This window comes from Cytobacillus sp. Bva_UNVM-123 (assembly GCF_046351715.2).
Taxonomy (GTDB): Bacteria; Bacillota; Bacilli; order Bacillales; family Cytobacillaceae; genus Cytobacillus.
In genome coordinates, this window is sequence record NZ_CM177772.1 from 3,599,876 (window position 1) to 3,616,389 (window position 16,514).

The 16,514-nt window shown below is 37.3% G+C and carries 14 protein-coding genes and 1 other annotated feature; of the genes, 2 read left to right on the forward strand and 12 right to left on the reverse strand.

The features are described 5' to 3' along the window. Positions 1 to 39: 39 nt before the first annotated feature. Both KDN24_RS18500 and KDN24_RS18505 read right to left on the reverse strand, forming a co-directional pair. Positions 40 to 1,353: a bifunctional folylpolyglutamate synthase/dihydrofolate synthase gene (locus KDN24_RS18500; protein WP_409971966.1), complete on the reverse strand. Its 1,314-nt coding sequence runs from the start codon at positions 1,351 to 1,353 to the stop codon at positions 40 to 42. 337 nt (positions 1,354 to 1,690) lie between these two features. Further along, positions 1,691 to 4,336: a valine--tRNA ligase gene (locus tag KDN24_RS18505; RefSeq protein WP_409971967.1), complete on the reverse strand. Its 2,646-nt coding sequence runs from the start codon at positions 4,334 to 4,336 to the stop codon at positions 1,691 to 1,693. 107 nt (positions 4,337 to 4,443) lie between these two features. After that, positions 4,444 to 4,797: a binding site (T-box leader), on the reverse strand. A gap of 173 nt (positions 4,798 to 4,970) precedes the next feature. On the opposite strand from KDN24_RS18505, the gene KDN24_RS18510 reads away from it, so the two are divergent. After that, the gene (locus KDN24_RS18510; protein WP_409971968.1) at positions 4,971 to 5,162 is read left to right on the forward strand and encodes a YszA family small membrane protein; all 192 of its coding nucleotides are present in this window, start codon (positions 4,971 to 4,973) and stop codon (positions 5,160 to 5,162) included. Between the two features lie 13 nt (positions 5,163 to 5,175). Here the strand turns inward: KDN24_RS18510 and ysxE are convergent, their stop codons facing one another. The 8 genes from ysxE to hemA all read right to left on the reverse strand — a co-directional run bounded on the left by ysxE (position 5,176) and on the right by hemA (position 14,216). Beyond that, complete coding sequence (gene ysxE, locus KDN24_RS18515) at positions 5,176 to 6,243, reverse strand: spore coat protein YsxE (RefSeq protein WP_409971969.1); 1,068 nt, start codon at positions 6,241 to 6,243, stop codon at positions 5,176 to 5,178. Positions 6,244 to 6,344: 101 nt separating this feature from the next. Next, positions 6,345 to 7,538: a stage VI sporulation protein D gene (gene spoVID, locus KDN24_RS18520; RefSeq protein WP_491348103.1), complete on the reverse strand. Its 1,194-nt coding sequence runs from the start codon at positions 7,536 to 7,538 to the stop codon at positions 6,345 to 6,347. A gap of 445 nt (positions 7,539 to 7,983) precedes the next feature. After that, positions 7,984 to 9,273: a glutamate-1-semialdehyde 2,1-aminomutase gene (gene hemL, locus KDN24_RS18525; RefSeq protein ID WP_491348104.1), complete on the reverse strand. Its 1,290-nt coding sequence runs from the start codon at positions 9,271 to 9,273 to the stop codon at positions 7,984 to 7,986. A 14-nt stretch (positions 9,274 to 9,287) separates the two neighbouring features. Further along, positions 9,288 to 10,268, reverse strand: coding sequence for a porphobilinogen synthase (gene hemB, locus KDN24_RS18530; RefSeq protein ID WP_409971972.1), 981 nt, complete (start codon positions 10,266 to 10,268; stop codon positions 9,288 to 9,290). Positions 10,269 to 10,290: 22 nt separating this feature from the next. Continuing rightward, on the reverse strand, positions 10,291 to 11,076 hold the full coding sequence (locus KDN24_RS18535; protein WP_409971973.1) for a uroporphyrinogen-III synthase: 786 nt from the start codon (positions 11,074 to 11,076) through the stop codon (positions 10,291 to 10,293). Then, positions 11,073 to 12,008, reverse strand: a complete 936-nt coding sequence (gene hemC / locus KDN24_RS18540) for a hydroxymethylbilane synthase (RefSeq protein WP_409971974.1) — start codon at positions 12,006 to 12,008, stop codon at positions 11,073 to 11,075. Before hemC ends, KDN24_RS18535 begins: the two co-directional genes overlap by 4 nt. Positions 12,009 to 12,020: 12 nt before the next feature. After that, positions 12,021 to 12,854, reverse strand: a complete 834-nt coding sequence (locus tag KDN24_RS18545) for a cytochrome C assembly family protein (RefSeq protein WP_491348105.1) — start codon at positions 12,852 to 12,854, stop codon at positions 12,021 to 12,023. A gap of 15 nt (positions 12,855 to 12,869) precedes the next feature. Beyond that, complete coding sequence (gene hemA, locus KDN24_RS18550; protein ID WP_409971976.1) at positions 12,870 to 14,216, reverse strand: glutamyl-tRNA reductase; 1,347 nt, start codon at positions 14,214 to 14,216, stop codon at positions 12,870 to 12,872. 254 nt (positions 14,217 to 14,470) lie between these two features. Between hemA and KDN24_RS18555 the strand changes: the two genes are divergently transcribed. Continuing rightward, positions 14,471 to 14,956 carry a LiaI-LiaF-like domain-containing protein gene (locus KDN24_RS18555; RefSeq protein ID WP_409971977.1) on the forward strand — a complete coding sequence of 162 codons (486 nt, stop codon included), beginning with the start codon at positions 14,471 to 14,473 and terminating at the stop codon, positions 14,954 to 14,956. A gap of 115 nt (positions 14,957 to 15,071) precedes the next feature. On the opposite strand, the gene KDN24_RS18560 is transcribed toward KDN24_RS18555, so the two are convergent. After that, on the reverse strand, positions 15,072 to 15,806 hold the full coding sequence (locus KDN24_RS18560; protein ID WP_525931251.1) for an amino acid ABC transporter ATP-binding protein: 735 nt from the start codon (positions 15,804 to 15,806) through the stop codon (positions 15,072 to 15,074). 13 nt (positions 15,807 to 15,819) lie between these two features. Continuing rightward, positions 15,820 to 16,476, reverse strand: a complete 657-nt coding sequence (locus tag KDN24_RS18565) for an amino acid ABC transporter permease (RefSeq protein ID WP_409971978.1) — start codon at positions 16,474 to 16,476, stop codon at positions 15,820 to 15,822. Positions 16,477 to 16,514 lie beyond the last annotated feature (38 nt).

The window sequence follows — 16,514 nt, forward strand, 5'->3', positions numbered from 1 at the left end:
ATAGTCACGTGATTATCTTACCAAATTTTCTAATAATTGTCACACATCATTTTCCAAAGTTTTCAATAAATAAGGTTTAACTGCAGATAAAAAGTAAAGAGAACCTGTTACGATTAAAACCTCCTCTTCCTTTAATAAAGAAATTTCTTCCTTTATTGTGCATTTCCAGTCTTTATTAACATGCTTGTTTACATTTTGGCTCAGCTTAAATAAATCCTCTGCATTTGCTGCCCTAGGATAATCAAAATCAACAAATGTAATTTTGCTTGCTACGCGATCTAAACTCATAATCATCGAGTCAAGTTTTTTATCTGCTAAAGCTGCAAAAATAATATTAATTTTCTTATGTTGAAATCTTGTTTCCAGCTCACTTACTAAAGCGGTAACCCCTTCCTCATTATGCGCTCCATCAATGACCACTACAGGATCATTCGAAAGCATTTCAAAACGCCCTGGCCAATACGCTTTCGTAAGACCTTTCTGAATGTGCTCTTCATCAATTAAAAATGAAAAATACCATTTTAATAGTTGAGCTCCCATTACTGCTAATGAAGCATTTTCTGTCTGATGTTTACCCGCCATCGAAATTTCAAGATTTACTAGTTCACTAAATGGCGTTTTTTGTGTGAAAACTTCACCTGTTGCTGTTGATCTATGGTTGCTAATCGAGAAATGATTGCCTAATAAATAAAGGGGAGCTTTCACCTCCAATGCTCTATTCGTAATTACTTCGATCGCTTCCGTTTGCTTCACAGCAGATACGATTGCTGTGCCTGCTTTAATAATGCCTGCTTTTTCAGTAGCAATTTTTTCATATGTATCACCTAGGATTGCTGTATGGTCTAATCCAATATTTGTAATAATCGATAAGATCGGATGGATAATGTTGGTCGAATCAAATCGTCCACCAAGGCCGACTTCAAAAAGAACAATGTCGGCTGGATGAACATGTCCAAAATATTGCATGGCCATTGCTGTAATGATTTCAAATTCAGTTGGACCACCAAGCTCGCTATTTTCCAATTCAAGCGCCAATGGAAAAATATCATTCGCCAGTTGAACAATTTCTTCATCCTTAATTGGAACACCGTTAAGGGAAATTCTTTCATTAAATTGTTCAAAATAAGGGGATGTAAACGTTCCAACTAAATAACCTGCTTCTTGGAGAATGGACCTCAGATAAGTAACAGTTGAGCCCTTCCCATTTGTTCCTCCGATATGGACTGACTTAATTCTTCTTTCTGGATGGTCAAGCTTGTCCATCATCCATTCCATTCTTTTAAGTCCAGGCTTTATGCCCAGTCTTAATCGAGAATGTATCCAGGAAATAGCCTCTTCATATGTAGTAAACATGCCAATACCTCCTATGATTTCTACTTATTGCATTCAAACAAACGATTTAAAGAAGGCGAACCCATGAGGTGGATCCGCCTTCAACTGTTATTGTAATAAGAAAAGCGCAAGCGCCTTGGTCAGCGACGTACGAACTGGACTGACCCCGACGAGATAAAGGAAACACGACGAGTGAAACGAGTCGATGTTGACTTATCGTAGAGAGGGGAAAGGAAGTTCGCTAGGCGCTAGCGCTGGAGTTAGACAGTGATCTTCCTTCAAAATTTCCCCACTTTCTTATCATTTTCGAATTCACAAGCGCTAGATAGTCATCTAACTCAGGAATATAAACTTGTTGTTATTCACCTTTTAATTCTTTAATACGTGCTTCAACTACAGCTCTTTTCTCACTGTAATCTCGTTCTTTTGCCTTTTCTTCCTCAATAACTTTTTCTGGAGCTTTCTTAACAAATCCTTCATTGCTCAGTTTCTTCTGAACACGTTCGACTTCTTTGTTTAATTTATCGAGTTCTTTTTCAAGTCGAGCAATTTCTTCATCAATATTAATTAAACCCGCTAATGGAAGAATAATTTCTGCTCCTGTTACAACTGCACTCATAGCTTTTTCTGGGATATCCACTTCAGTTCCAATTGTTAATTCTTCTGGATTACAGAAGCGCTCGAGATATCCGCGGTTTTTCTCTAAAGTTTTTAGGATAGCACCATCTTTAGCTTTTAAAATCATTTTGATTTTTTTGCTCATTGGTGTATTTACTTCTGCACGGCTATTGCGAACAGAACGAATGATTTCAACTAACAGCTTCATTTCATTAGCTGCTTCGTGATCTGTGTATTCTGCGACCGGAATTGGCCATTTTGCAATCGTAATCGATTCGCCATTGTGAGGGAGATTTTGCCAAATTTCCTCAGTAATAAATGGCATGAACGGATGCAACAGACGCATTGTATGATCAAGAACGTAAGCTAGTATCGATCTTGTTGTTTTCTTCGCTGCTTCATCTTCACTATAAAGTGGCAGCTTCGCCATTTCAATATACCAATCACAGAAATCATCCCAAATAAAGTTATAAAGCACACGGCCAACTTCACCGAACTCGTACTTATCTGATAATCTTGTAACGGTTTCAATTGTTTCATTTAGGCGTGTTAATATCCATTTATCTGCTACCGATTTCTCACCTGATAAATCAATTTCAGCAAAGGTTAATCCATTCATATTCATTAATGCGAAACGGGAAGCATTCCAAATTTTATTCGCAAAATTCCATGTTGCCTCAACCTTTTCCATGCTGAAACGTAAATCCTGACCAGGAGAGCTGCCAGTAGAAAGGAAATAGCGTAGTGAATCTGCACCGTATTGATCAATAACATCCATTGGATCAACACCATTTCCGAGCGATTTACTCATCTTTCTTCCTTGCTCATCACGAACTAACCCATGAATTAATACATTTTTAAATGGACGATTATCAGTAAACTCAAGTCCTTGGAAAATCATTCTCGATACCCAGAAGAAAATGATATCATAACCTGTTACTAGAGCATCTGTTGGATAATACCGTTTAAAATCAGCTGCCTCTACATTTGGCCAGCCCATCGTTGAAAATGGCCATAATGCTGAACTAAACCACGTATCTAAAACATCTTTGTCCTGCTCCCAGTTTTCAATATCTGCTGGTGGTTCATGTTCAACATATACTTTTCCTGTTTCTTTATGATACCAAGCAGGAATACGATGACCCCACCATAGCTGACGGGAAATACACCAATCGCGAATATTCTCCATCCAGCGTAGATATGTTCCTTCGAAGCGATTTGGAACGAAATGAACCTTTTCCTCCTTCTGTTGAAGTGTGATTGCTTCATTAGCTAAAGGCTGCATTTTTACAAACCATTGTGTGGATAGATATGGCTCAACGACAGCACCGCTCCGCTCAGAATGACCCACTGAATGTAAATGCTCTTCAATTTTGAATAATACACCTAGCTCTTTGAGGTCTTTTACAATTTGCTTACGGCATTCAAAACGATCCATATCTTTGTATTTGCCAGCTTTTTCATTCATCGTTCCGTCTTCATTCATCACAAGCACACGTTCAAGATTGTGGCGGTTGCCAATTTCAAAGTCATTCGGGTCATGGGCAGGAGTAATTTTTACTGCTCCTGAACCAAATTCCATATCAACATAATCATCAGCAACAATTGGTATTTCACGGCCAACAATCGGAAGCTTAACTGTTTTCCCAATAAGGTGCTGATAGCGCTCATCCTCTGGGTGAACGGCAACTGCTGTATCACCAAGCATTGTTTCTGGACGGGTTGTCGCAATTTCAATATGACCTGAACCATCTGATAACGGATATTTCATATGATAGAAGGCGCCTTGAACATCTTTATGGATAACCTCAATATCTGAAAGAGCTGTTTTTGTTGACGGATCCCAGTTAATAATGTATTCGCCACGATAAATGAGTCCTTTTTTATAAAGAGAAACGAATACTTCACGAACTGCTTGAGAAAGGCCTTCATCTAGTGTAAAACGCTCACGGCTGTAGTCTAAGCCTAACCCTAGCTTTGACCATTGTTCGCGTATATGACTTGCATATTCCTCTTTCCATTTCCATGTTTCTTCAACAAATTTATCTCTGCCTAAATCATAACGAGATTTTCCTTCATTGCGAAGTTTTTCTTCAACCTTTGCTTGTGTAGCAATTCCGGCATGATCCATACCAGGCAGCCAAAGAACATCATAACCCTGCATTCTTTTCATGCGTGTTAGAATATCTTGAAGAGTTGTATCCCATGCATGACCAAGATGAAGCCTCCCAGTTACATTTGGAGGTGGAATAACGATCGTATACGGCTTTTTATTCTCATCATCCTTCGCCTCAAAAAACTTACCTTCTAGCCACCAATTGTAACGCCCCTTTTCAATCGATTGAGGGTTATATTTTGTTGGCATCGTAATTTCTTTTGTTTCCATCCGATTTCATCCTTTCTTAAATCAAATTCGCCTTGGCGAAATTGCACCCAGTTTTTATCGAGCGAGCTCGATAAATTCCCATTAAAAACAAAAAACTCCATTCGCCATAAAAGGACGAATGGAGTATGCTTCGCGGTACCACCTTTTTTTTAATCAAAAGCCAAAAAAATGCGAAGGGGGCTTAATTAGGATCGAAAACATAAGACAAGTTGAATTATCTTATAACCTCGAGTCCCAAAACACCGAAGCCAGACAGGATCTTGCTTATCCTTGCGTTCTAGTTTTGATTAACTCTTAAACAGATAACGGATTTCCCGTCTTTTGCTACTTCGGCTTGTTGCCTTTCACAAAAGAAGCTCAAGGGCGACCTTCCAACGGTTTTGCTTAGAAAACCTTTCAGCTACTGGTTTTCCTCTCTTAAAGCAAATTGCCATCGTACTCTTCCCTATCCTCGCTGATAATATATATGATTATATTACTAATAGTAAGGTTTTACGTCAATCATTATGACCGATTTAATTGTATTATATGCATTTTAGCGTAATTTGAAACATACTGTAAATTAATAGGCACATAAAAGGATGTTTACACATAGTATAGTGAATGAAAGGAAATTCGGAAAGGAGCGTAATGAATGAGAAGAAGATATAATCCCAATACACTTCCACCTTGGTTACGGACAATAAGAGGAGCATGCTCACAATTTATCATTCCATTTTGCTGTTTTCAAGGGATACGAGTCATTATTTTTCCTACGACGTTTGATGTTCTATTTCTTGCCGCTTTAATCTTAATTGCTGTAGCTTTGCATTTACAACTGCTTTAAAGGAGCCCAAAATTTAAGATTGACTTTGGGCTCCTTTTTGTGTTTGTGTTTGTGCTTCTGCTTCTTTTGCTTGCTTTTTTTGCTGCTCAATTTCCTCTATTCTCATGACAACATACTCTGTATTTTTGAACAGCCAGTATTGTCTATGAAGATGGTAAGTAGCTTTTCGTTCACTTAAACGTTTTGGACTTTTGTAATATTTTTCCGCTGAGCGAATGATAGAACCAGGATGGGCAAAATAACTTAAAAAAAGCAAAAACTCATCTTCTTTAAAAGGAAAATGATTCAAATACGTATAAATCCATTCAATACATTCCTCTGAGCGTTTAGGATGTGTTTTTAATGTCCGTGATAAAAAAGGCAATAAATCATGAAGAGGTGATCCTTGTTTAGCATTTTCAAAGTTAATAAAATATCCGTAGCCCCTATCATCATACAGGAAGTGTTCGGTCGAGACTTTTCCATGAACAATTACAGTACGAGCTTTATCATTATCCTTCGTTTTTTCATACCATTCCTTTAATTTATTACTTGAATATCTCAATGCTTGATTGACTTCATTATAATAAAGGGCAAATGATAATTCGAATGGGGACATGTATACCCTCTGTTCACACGCCTCAATAAAACCTTCGAGAAATTCTGTTTCTTTTTCCCACTCCTGTATAGTATTTTCATAATGTTCCTTTCTCTCATCCTTCTCTATTTTCACTTCACGAACAGATAATGTATGCAGCCTTGCTAATTCTCGAAATAACTGCTGATGACGAGCAAAACGATTTTCCTTCTCTTCATTTGCTAACCAAGGCATTAAATAATAAAGTTCATTATTATGGAGAACTGCATACCTACCATCAACAGTTGGGAAAATTGGCACAATCCGATTATATCCATTTTGAAATAAGGTTTGGACATGACGAATAAAGTCGGCGCCTTGTTTTGGGTTAATTTTTTTTAAAGCAAATATACCTTTATTCGTATAGATTCGTTGAACATTGCCTATTTCCTCCACAAAATGAGGCTCAAGGGCATAATGCTTTACGATCGGCATAACTTTCATTAATCGATTCTTTTCATACATAAGAATCACTCACCTTTATAGAAAAACGAAAATGATTGTAAAACAAAAGAAAACAGTCAAGCAGGTTTTTTCAACCTGCTTAGCCTGTTTTTGTCATCGAGTTAACGAGCTACAGCAGCGGGAATATAGAGAACTTGCCCTTCCTGGATATCATGATTTATCTCCAAATGATTCACTTTTAGTAACTGTAGAACAGGTATATCATATCTTTCCGCAATCATATCAACTGTATCTCCGCTTTGGACGATGCACACTTTTAATTTTGCAACTTCAGCTTCTTCCTTTCTAGCAAAAAACTCGGTTAAAGACATGCTTTTCTTTTTTGATTTCGTTTTCTTTTTTTCTACCTGCTTAATGATTTCCTCTTCTGACTCAAAAACTTCTTCAACCTTTACACTGCTGCTAGAGCTTTCTTCTTTATGTTTCATATCTGAACTCTCAGCTTCTTGCATGGAACTGGATTCTGTCTTTGGCATTTTGAAAATATCAATTGGTGAAGAGGCTTCTTCCCGCATTACTAATACCGGAATCTCTACAGCTTCAGCTTGATTTTCCTCTTTAGCCTGCTTTACTTCCTTTGGTTCTACCCTTTCATCAGGTTTAAGAGACTCTTTTTTTGCTTCCGCTTGATTTGGTTCTACTCTTTCATTAGGTTTAGGAGGCTCCTTTTTTGCTTCCGCTTGAAATGGAAGATAAATTTCCTCTTTTTCCTCATTTTCCTCTTCAGTCGCTTTCAATTCAACTCTAACCTCATGATAATCTTCTTCAACTACTCTTTCTTCCTCTACTTCTATTTCTTCTACTTCCTCTTCTACCTCTACCTCTTCCTCTTCATATTCATATTCATAGGTTTGTGGACGCTGCTGCTCCCCATATAAACCAGTAATCATTAAATTAGCTGTCAGCTTCATGCAGCTTCTTTCAGGAAAAATATAATCAAATGATTCAACTTTTACATCGATATTTTCAATTTGGTCAATTCGATTCGTAGGAATTGAAATATCTACAGGGAAAAAATGGTGGAATTCACAAATTCCTTCTTCTCGTTCTTCAACAACTTGTATAAACTTAGGAGCAGAGAATGTATCCTCTTCATCTTCTTTTTCTATCTCATTCCGCTTATATTCACCTGATAGTTCTAATGCCCCTTGAATGGTTACATACTGCTCATTCTCCTGAATGAGGATATCAGGATCAAGGGAAATCGAAATTAATTCCAATACTTCCTGTCCTCTTTGAAACCAGACAGATTCCTCTAAAGAAAATCGTAAACACGATGAATTCTCTTGGGACAAAGCGACTCCTCCTTTCATTACTTTCCCGTAAATCACTATGTCAATTAAAATCTATGATTTAGAAGGTTTTTTTATGATAAAAAACCTAGTGTAATGAAATATATTTATGAATTGAAAAAGAGACTGACCATAAAGGGCGTTTAAAACGATTTTTTGCCAAATCCATACTAATTTTTGCGCAGAGTTGATTGGAGTGGAAGACGCGAAGACTCCTCGAAAATGCACGCATTTTCTCGTGCAGAGTTAATTCGGAGATGATTACTCAACATCCTGCGGGAAAAGCGGACAGGTGAGACCCCGCAGGAGCGCTCTTCGACGAGGAGGCTTACCGCTTGCTCCAAGGAAAGCGAAGCGTCTGGAACGGAAATCAACGGACAAATTAATTTGTTCATACAAAAAAGAGAGTCCCCTAAATGTAATACTTTTGGGACACCCTCTCAAATTATTATCCTTTAAGTTTTGAAAATGCAATTTCCACTGCTTGAATAGTTTTTTCGATATCTTCATCACTATGTGCAGTTGATAAAAATAAACCTTCGAATTGGGATGGTGGTAAGAATACTCCTTGGTTAGCCATTTCACGATAATATGCTGCGAAATAATCTAAGTTTGAAGCTTTGGCAACATCATAATTAATTACATGTTCATTTGTAAAGAAGAAACCAATCATTGAACCAGCCCGATTAAATGTATTCGGGATATCATATTTTTTTGCTGCCGCTTTTATTCCAGCCTCTAATCTATCACCTTGGCGCTCAAATTTCTTGTAGCTCTCTGGTGTTAACTGACTTAATGTTTCGTAACCTGCTGTCATCGCTAATGGATTGCCGGATAAAGTTCCCGCTTGATAAATTGGACCGCTCGGGGCGATCTGCTCCATAATATCTGCTCTGCCACCGTAAGCTCCTACTGGAAGCCCGCCGCCAATAACTTTTCCTAAGCATGTTATATCTGGAGTTACATTGAAATAGCTTTGAGCACAATTGTAGGCAACGCGGAAGCCAGTCATTACCTCATCAAAAACTAATAATGCTCCATATTGAGTTGTGACCTCTCTTAAACCTTCTAAAAACCCTGGAAGCGGAGGAACAACACCCATATTTCCAGCCACTGGCTCTACAATGATACAGGCAATATCTTCGCCAAATTGTTCAAATGCATATTTCACGCTATCAAGATCATTGTAAGGAACTGTAATGGTATTTTTGGCTACTCCTTCAGGCACTCCTGGACTATCAGGTAAACCTAAAGTCGCAACACCTGAACCTGCTTTTATAAGCAAGGAATCACCATGCCCATGATAACAGCCTTCAAATTTCAAAATTTTATTGCGTTTCGTATATCCACGTGCAAGACGTAAGGCACTCATCGTTGCTTCAGTACCAGAAGAGACCATACGGATTACCTCTATTGATGGTACTCTTTCAATGACCAACTTAGCTAATTCATTTTCTGTTACTGTTGGGGCACCGAAGCTTGTCCCATATTCTGCAACTTTCTTAAGTGCTTCAACTACACGATCATTCGTATGACCTAAAATTAATGGCCCCCATGATAGTACATAGTCAATATACTCATTGCCATCAATATCATATATTTTGGATCCTTTTCCTCTCTCCATGAAAATCGGGTCCATCTTAACTGATTTAAAGGCACGGACAGGAGAGTTTACTCCTCCAGGCATTAATGTTTTTGCTTCTTGAAAAGCAGCAATTGATTTTTCGTACGAACGCATTTCATCCCTCTTCTCTAATTATTGTTCTTTAACCATTTAGCCGCATCTTTGGCATGGTAAGTAATAATTAAATCACAGCCTGCTCGCTTCATTCCCGTAAGCATTTCCATGACAATTCTCTCTTCATCAATCCAACCGTTTTGTGCCGCAGCCTTTACCATTGAATATTCACCGCTAACATTATAAATAACGAGTGGAAGATTAATATTATTTTTTACATCACGAACAATATCAAGATATGGCATACCAGGTTTGACAATTAAAAAGTCTGCACCTTCCATTAAATCAGATTCTGCTTCCCGAATTGCTTCCATCCGATTAGCTGGATCCATTTGATAAGCTTTCCGATCACCGAATTGTGGTGTGCTGTCTGCTGCGTCACGGAATGGTCCGTAAAACGCAGATGCATATTTTACAGCATAGGACATAATCGGTGTATTTTCAAAACCAGCTTCATCTAATCCAGTACGAATTGCCGCAACAAATCCGTCCATCATATTAGAAGGGGCAATAATATCTGCTCCTGCTTTAGCCTGGCTAACAGCTGTCTGAACGAGTAATTCAAGGGACGGATCATTTAATACTTGATCACCTTCTATTACACCACAATGGCCATGGCTTGTATATTCACAAAGGCAGGTATCTGCGATGACAATGATTTCAGGATATTTCGATTTAATGAATCGGGTTGCTTCTTGAACGATTCCATGGTCATGATACGCTTGCTGACCACATTCATCCTTTTCTAAAGGAATTCCAAATAATAAGACAGATTTAATTCCTAAAGAAATAACTTCATTCATTTCTTCTTCAAGATGGTCTAAAGATAAATTGTATATCCCAGGCATTGAAGTAATTTCTCTCTTAATATCATTTCCTTCTGCCACAAAGATCGGATAGATGAGATCATCAATCCTCAAGTGATTCTCCCGAACTAAAGCTCTCATGTTTGCACTTTGGCGAAGCCTTCTATGACGAGTAAATTGTATATTCATTGTTGGTTTCCTCCTATTTTTGTTATTTTACAAAGTCCTCTAAATAAACAATAATGCTTTGCAACATATGATGAACCGTGTATACGTCTGGGGAGCTATGTACTGTAAGTTTGTAATGTTTCGCTCTTTCTGTTGTGATCGGTCCAATGCAGCCGATTAAACAATCGGCTACTTCATTGTAAAGATTATATTCCTTGACGACATCCATTAAATGGTCAACTGTTGATGGACTTGTGAAAGTAAGAATATCAAGTTTTTTGGCAATCAAATTTTCCACTAACAGCTGTTTACTTTCTATTGGAAAATAGGTGCTGTATATGACGACTTCATCGACAAGAGCTCCTTTTGCCGTTAAAGCGGAGCAAATATAATCACGTGCTAAGTTTCCTTTTGGAATCAACACTTTAGAACCGGGTTCAATAAGTGGCAAAAACTCTTCAACAAAACCTTCCGCAACATATTCTTGGGGTGTAAAATCGACTTGAATTCCTTTGCTGAGTAAGCAGTTTTCTGTTCTTTTACCAATAGAAGCAACTTTCGGAAGTTCCTTTTTCTTTAGACCATTAAAAATCGCAACAAATGTTTCCACTGTCACATTGCTTGTAAAAATAATCCAGTCATACGTATATAAACGACTCATAATCGTTCGTAATTCATCTGTCACTTCAACAGGCTTAAAAGCGATAAGAGGAATTTCAACTGCTTTTCCTCCGTAGCTTCTGATAAGATCGGAAAAGGGTTGCGCCTGATCTTTTCCTCTTGGAACTAGAATAGATTTTCCGTTTAAAGGAAGAGAGGGGGCGGTCATTCCGCGTCCAGCTCCTCTTTAACCTTATCAATTAATTCCTTTGCACCTTGCTCTATTAAACTATTGGCTGCTTCAATCCCAACTTCTTCGGGATTTTTCCCTTTTGTTTGCTCTGTATAAATAATTTTTCCATCAGGAGAGCCTACAAGAGTTGTTAAAACAATTTCCCCATCATTATTTAGTTGAGCATAGCCTGCGATTGGCACTTGGCAGCCACCTTCCATTTTATGAAGAAATGATCGCTCTGCTCTAACAGCCAAATCGGTTTGTTCACTTGAGAATTTTTTCAACAAACTAAGAAGTTTCTCATCATCCCCACGGCATTCAATAGATAGTGCCCCTTGCCCGATTGCAGGTAAACAAATATCTGGATCTAAATGCTCTGTAATGACATCCTCTGCCCAGCCTAATCTTTTTAAACCAGCAGCAGCTAGAAGGATCGCATCGTATTCTTCCGTTTCAAGTTTTGCTAGTCGCGTATCAATATTTCCTCGAATCCATTTTATTTCAATATCAGGACGACGTGCTAAAAGCTGTGCAGCTCTTCGTAAGCTAGATGTTCCGACAATAGCCCCTGGTTTTAGTTCATCGAATTTAATATGTCCTTTAGAAATAAGGACATCTCGATGATCCTCTCGCTCTGGGATACAACCGATTACAAGTCCTTCAGGTAGAATAGCTGGCATATCCTTCATACTATGTACAGCCATATCAATTTCTTTATCTAGCATCGCCTGCTCAATTTCCTTAACGAACAAGCCCTTCCCGCCTACTTTAGAAAGAGTTACATCTAAAATTCGATCTCCTTTTGTCACGATTTCCTTTACTTCAAAATCAATCGAAGGATCAATGGCCTTTAATTGATTAATCACCCAATTCGTTTGTGTTAAAGCAAGCTTACTTCTACGTGAACCAACGATAATTTTTCTCATGAAATTGCCCTCCTATGAATACCAAAAATGAAAATTGGATAGTTTCCCAAATAAAAAGAAGTTAATTAATACAAATAAAAATGAGGCAATATTCCAAAGTGCTAAGTTTTTACCAGTCATTCCTTTGCCTACTTTTAAATATAAATAAATGCTATAAATAGCAAGAACAATAAATGAACCAATTACTTTTGAATCATACCAAATCATTTCAGGGACAGTTAATATAGCTTTCTGAGTCCCTAAAATTAAGCTTATCATTAGCATCGGTACACCTATTATATTTAAAACATATGACATTTTTTCGAGGCTTGACAAATCCGCGAGTCGGATTAACGTTTTCCCCCACTTCTTCCTTTTCAATAAGTCATACTGTATTAAATAAAGAAGCGAAAACACGAATGATAATGAAAAGGCACCATAGGATAGAATCCCTATTGTAATGTGAATAAGCACTAATTCTGAAATAAGCTGCTGTACCATTACTTCTGATTCGAAATGAATGGGGGCGAATGTATGAATAGCGATAATACTAAACCCTAGTACATTTGTAAAAAAGATAATAAAATCCATCTTAAGAAAACGGTTAATCACCAAAGATAAGGTAACAAGAACCCATGCATAAAAATATAGTCCTTCAAAAATGGTCAGGACAGGGAATCTACCAGTTTTCAGCATAAATAATAAAAAAAATATTGTTTGCAAAATCCATACAAATGCAAGTAACCAGAAGGCAGTGCGGTTTGCCTTCCGGTTAGACGTCAAAAAATCTACAAAATATAATAAAATACAAAAGGCATACAAGACGACTGTTACTTCATGTAGCCTTGTCATGTATATATCAAACATAAAACAGTACTCCTTCTATGATTGAAAGGAAGCCTGTGGCGAATACGCGTTAGAGTGCCCTCGCTCGGCTGCTGGCACTTCCTGCCGCTCAGAAATATATTCTTCAATATTAAAGATTTTCACAAATAAATCTAAAGACTTGTCAGCATCTTTACTTCCAGCCAATTCTTTAGCCTGTAATATAGGATCCTTCAATAATTGATTGATAATACTTTTTGTATGCTTGTTTAAGACCTTTTTTTCTCTTTCACTCAAATTCGGCATTTTTCTTTCGATACTAATCATCGTTTCAGCTTGAATAGCTTGTGCCTTTTCACGTAATGCAGAAATGACTGGCACTACACCAAGCATATTTACCCATTGTTTAAACTCAACGATATCCTTCTCAATCATAATCTGAATTAAGCTTGCTGCTTTCTTACGTTCTTGAAGATTAGCTTCAACAATTCCTTCTAGATCATCAATATCATATAAGAAAACGCTATCTAATTCAGCAAGGGCAGGATCTAAATCACGAGGAACAGCTATATCTACCATAAATAATGGTTTTCCTTTCCGCATTTTCTGCACATACACCATCATTTCCTTCGTTACAACATATTCCTTTGCACCTGTTGAACTAATTAATATATCAGCATCAATAAGCGCACATTGTAGTTCCTTTAAAGTTTTGGCATTGCCTTCATACCGGCTCGCTAAATCTTGAGCCTTTTCAAAAGTCCGGTTAATCACCGTTACTTTACTTGCACCGTTCGCATGAAGATTTTGAATGGCTAGCTCTCCCATTTTACCGGCACCAAGAATGAGAACATGCTTGTTTTCTAATGAACCAAAGATTTTTTTCGCTAATTCAACAGCTGCATAGCTAACTGAAACGGCGTTAGCTCCAATATCTGTTTCTGAATGAGCCCTCTTTGCAAGCGTGATTGCTTGTTTAAACAGCTGATTAAAAATCGTTCCTGTTGTATTTCCTTCCTGTGCCTGTAGGAAGCTTGAACGGACTTGTCCTAAAATTTGAGTTTCTCCAAGTATCATCGAATTCAATCCACAAGCAACATTAAATAAATGCTCAGTTGCTCCGTCTTGTTCATAAATAAATAAGTACGGGGAGAACTCTTCTTTCTCTATATTAAACCACTCGGATAAAAATTCTTTAATATAATATCGGCCCGTATGAATCTGATCGACAACCGCAAAAATTTCAGTTCGATTACAAGTAGACAAAATTACATTCTCAAGAATGCTTTTTTTCTCTTTCAATGCTTTCATCGCTTCTGGCAACTGAGAAGGATTAAATGTCACCTGCTCACGAATTTCAACAGGGGCTGTTTTATAATTAAGACCGACAACTAATATATGCATTTTAAATTGACACCCCCAACTAAATTGCACACTAAACTAATATAATTGTAGCACTTCTATACATTTCATAAAATGCGGAAATGTGAACAGATGGTGAATTAATGTGGCAAACAACACAAGATTCTGCTTTAATAAAATTGAAACTTGTTAATCTTTTATGTTCACTTCACATGCATTATACAAAATGCTCCCTTTAGTACAGTAACAAAAAATAACATTAGATTCAAGTAAACCTTATTGGAAGCGGTGTATATATGAAAAACCAACGTATTTTCCCAGGAATCATTCTTATCGGCTTTGGTGCATATTTCTTTTTGCAACAAGCAAACATTACTTGGCTCCAGCCTTATTTCATATGGCCAACTTTATTCATCATTATTGGTGTTGCATTTTTATTGCAAGGTTACGTTGCTAAGGATTATCATGCAATCCTCCCAGGAGTCATTCTAACGGGTTTCGGTCTTCATTTCCATGTTGTGAATCGCCTCGAAATTTGGCCTGATCATATCGGTATTTTTATTTTAATCATTGCGCTCGGATTTATACTTCAACATCAAAAAACGGGTACTGGCTTCATTCAAGGAATGCTTTTTTTAATCTTAGCGATTCTGCTCTTATTTTATGACCGAATAAATGGATGGTTAGGGTTGTTAGAAAATGGCGTTTCGTCTATTTGGAAGTATTGGCCAGCTCTATTGATAGCTGTTGGCGCCTATTTTCTTATTATTAAAAAGAAATAGAAGAAGAGAGTGTCCCAAAAGTATAATATTTAGGAGCACTCTCTTTCTTGTATGATCTTATTAACCTGTCCGTTGATTTGTCTTTATTTATTCAAGTCACTTTAATCATGAACTTTTATAACACCGAATCTAAAAAATTTTTTGTGCGTTCTTCCTTCGGATTGGAAAATAACTGTTTTGGATGTCCAACTTCAACAATTCTCCCTTCATGAAGATAAACCGCCCAATCGGCCACCTCTCTTGCAAATCCCATTTCATGGGTTACCACGATCATCGTCATTCCTTCATCAGCTAATTCCTTCATCGTAGTTAGCACTTCTCCTACTAATTCAGGATCAAGTGCCGAAGTTGGCTCATCAAACAGCATAATGTCCGGCTTCATTGCAAGTGCTCTTGCGATGGCAACGCGCTGCTTTTGTCCTCCCGAAAGCTTTGATGGATATACATTTTCTTTATCTGATAAACCTACTTTTTTTAGAAGCTCTTTCGCCTCTTTTCTCACTTGCTCCTTCGGAAGTTTTTTCACATATAATGGTGCTTCCATCACATTTTCTAAAACGGTTTTGTGAGGAAATAAATTAAAATGCTGAAACACCATTCCAACTCTCCCTCTCACTTCATTGAGATTATGTGTTTCTTTTTCAATCTGCTCCCCTGCAATTTTGATGATTCCGCTATTTTTGAATTCCAAAAAATTCAAACAGCGTAAAAGAGTACTTTTTCCTGAACCACTCGCCCCTATTAGACAAACAACTTCACTTTGTTTCACAGTCATATCAATATCTTTTAGCACATGTAAGTTACCAAATGATTTGTTTAATTTCTCTACTTCTATCATTACGTCACTCATTATTTATCACCTCTTAATCACTCGTTGCCATTCTTTTTTCGATAAAGCTTACAATTGTTGAAAATACAAGAACTAGAATTAAATAATATACGGCAACAATGAGCAAGTAGCTCATGTAATCATATTTAATGGATCCTTGTGTTGTCGCTACATTAAAGAGCTCATACATACCGATAAATGAAGCAAGTGAGGAGTCTTTTAAAGCAATAATGAATTGATTTCCTAGTGGAGGAAGTGCCCTTTTGACAGCTTGCGGAAGAATAATTCTTCTCATCGCTAAGTTCCTTGTCATTCCGAGCGAGCGACCAGCTTCCATTTGCCCTCGATCGATTGATTGAATCGCTCCCCTAAATATTTCAGCAATATATGCTCCATTATGAAATGCTAACCCTAATACGACAGACCAAAAATCTGAAATATTCAAGGCAGTTAAGCCAAAAAAGAAAATAAAAATTTGTACGACTAAAGGTGTCCCACGAACGATAAAAATATAAAAGTTCGCAATCATTTCTAATATTTTTATATTTGAGATCTTTAAAAAGGCAAAAAACAAACCAATCACTATGGCTATTAAAATAGATACGATTGTTAGTTGAAAGGTTAGCAGCATTCCTTTTAAAAAAATTGGGTACGTATCTATAAATTTAGTCAATAAATCCACGTGCACCATCCCTTACCATTTTTTAGTAAAAAAGGGCGAATGCTCTT

What these genes read in the sequence shown, in the direction of transcription:
- KDN24_RS18505 (WP_409971967.1), bottom strand. Translation starts at nt 4,336, where the DNA reads ATGGAAACAAAAGAAATTACGATGCCAACAAAATATAACCCTCAATCG.
- hemL (WP_491348104.1), bottom strand. Translation starts at nt 9,273, where the DNA reads ATGCGTTCGTACGAAAAATCAATTGCTGCTTTTCAAGAAGCAAAAACA.
- KDN24_RS18545 (WP_491348105.1), bottom strand. Translation starts at nt 12,854, where the DNA reads ATGTTTGATATATACATGACAAGGCTACATGAAGTAACAGTCGTCTTG.
- KDN24_RS18565 (WP_409971978.1), bottom strand. Translation starts at nt 16,476, where the DNA reads ATGGTGCACGTGGATTTATTGACTAAATTTATAGATACGTACCCAATT.
- hemB (WP_409971972.1), bottom strand. Translation starts at nt 10,268, where the DNA reads ATGAATATACAATTTACTCGTCATAGAAGGCTTCGCCAAAGTGCAAAC.
- KDN24_RS18535 (WP_409971973.1), bottom strand. Translation starts at nt 11,076, where the DNA reads ATGACCGCCCCCTCTCTTCCTTTAAACGGAAAATCTATTCTAGTTCCA.
- KDN24_RS18500 (WP_409971966.1), bottom strand. Translation starts at nt 1,353, where the DNA reads ATGTTTACTACATATGAAGAGGCTATTTCCTGGATACATTCTCGATTA.
- hemA (WP_409971976.1), bottom strand. Translation starts at nt 14,216, where the DNA reads ATGCATATATTAGTTGTCGGTCTTAATTATAAAACAGCCCCTGTTGAA.
- KDN24_RS18560 (WP_525931251.1), bottom strand. Translation starts at nt 15,806, where the DNA reads ATGAGTGACGTAATGATAGAAGTAGAGAAATTAAACAAATCATTTGGT.
- hemC (WP_409971974.1), bottom strand. Translation starts at nt 12,008, where the DNA reads ATGAGAAAAATTATCGTTGGTTCACGTAGAAGTAAGCTTGCTTTAACA.
- ysxE (WP_409971969.1), bottom strand. Translation starts at nt 6,243, where the DNA reads ATGTATGAAAAGAATCGATTAATGAAAGTTATGCCGATCGTAAAGCAT.
- KDN24_RS18555 (WP_409971977.1), top strand. Translation starts at nt 14,471, where the DNA reads ATGAAAAACCAACGTATTTTCCCAGGAATCATTCTTATCGGCTTTGGT.
- KDN24_RS18510 (WP_409971968.1), top strand. Translation starts at nt 4,971, where the DNA reads ATGAGAAGAAGATATAATCCCAATACACTTCCACCTTGGTTACGGACA.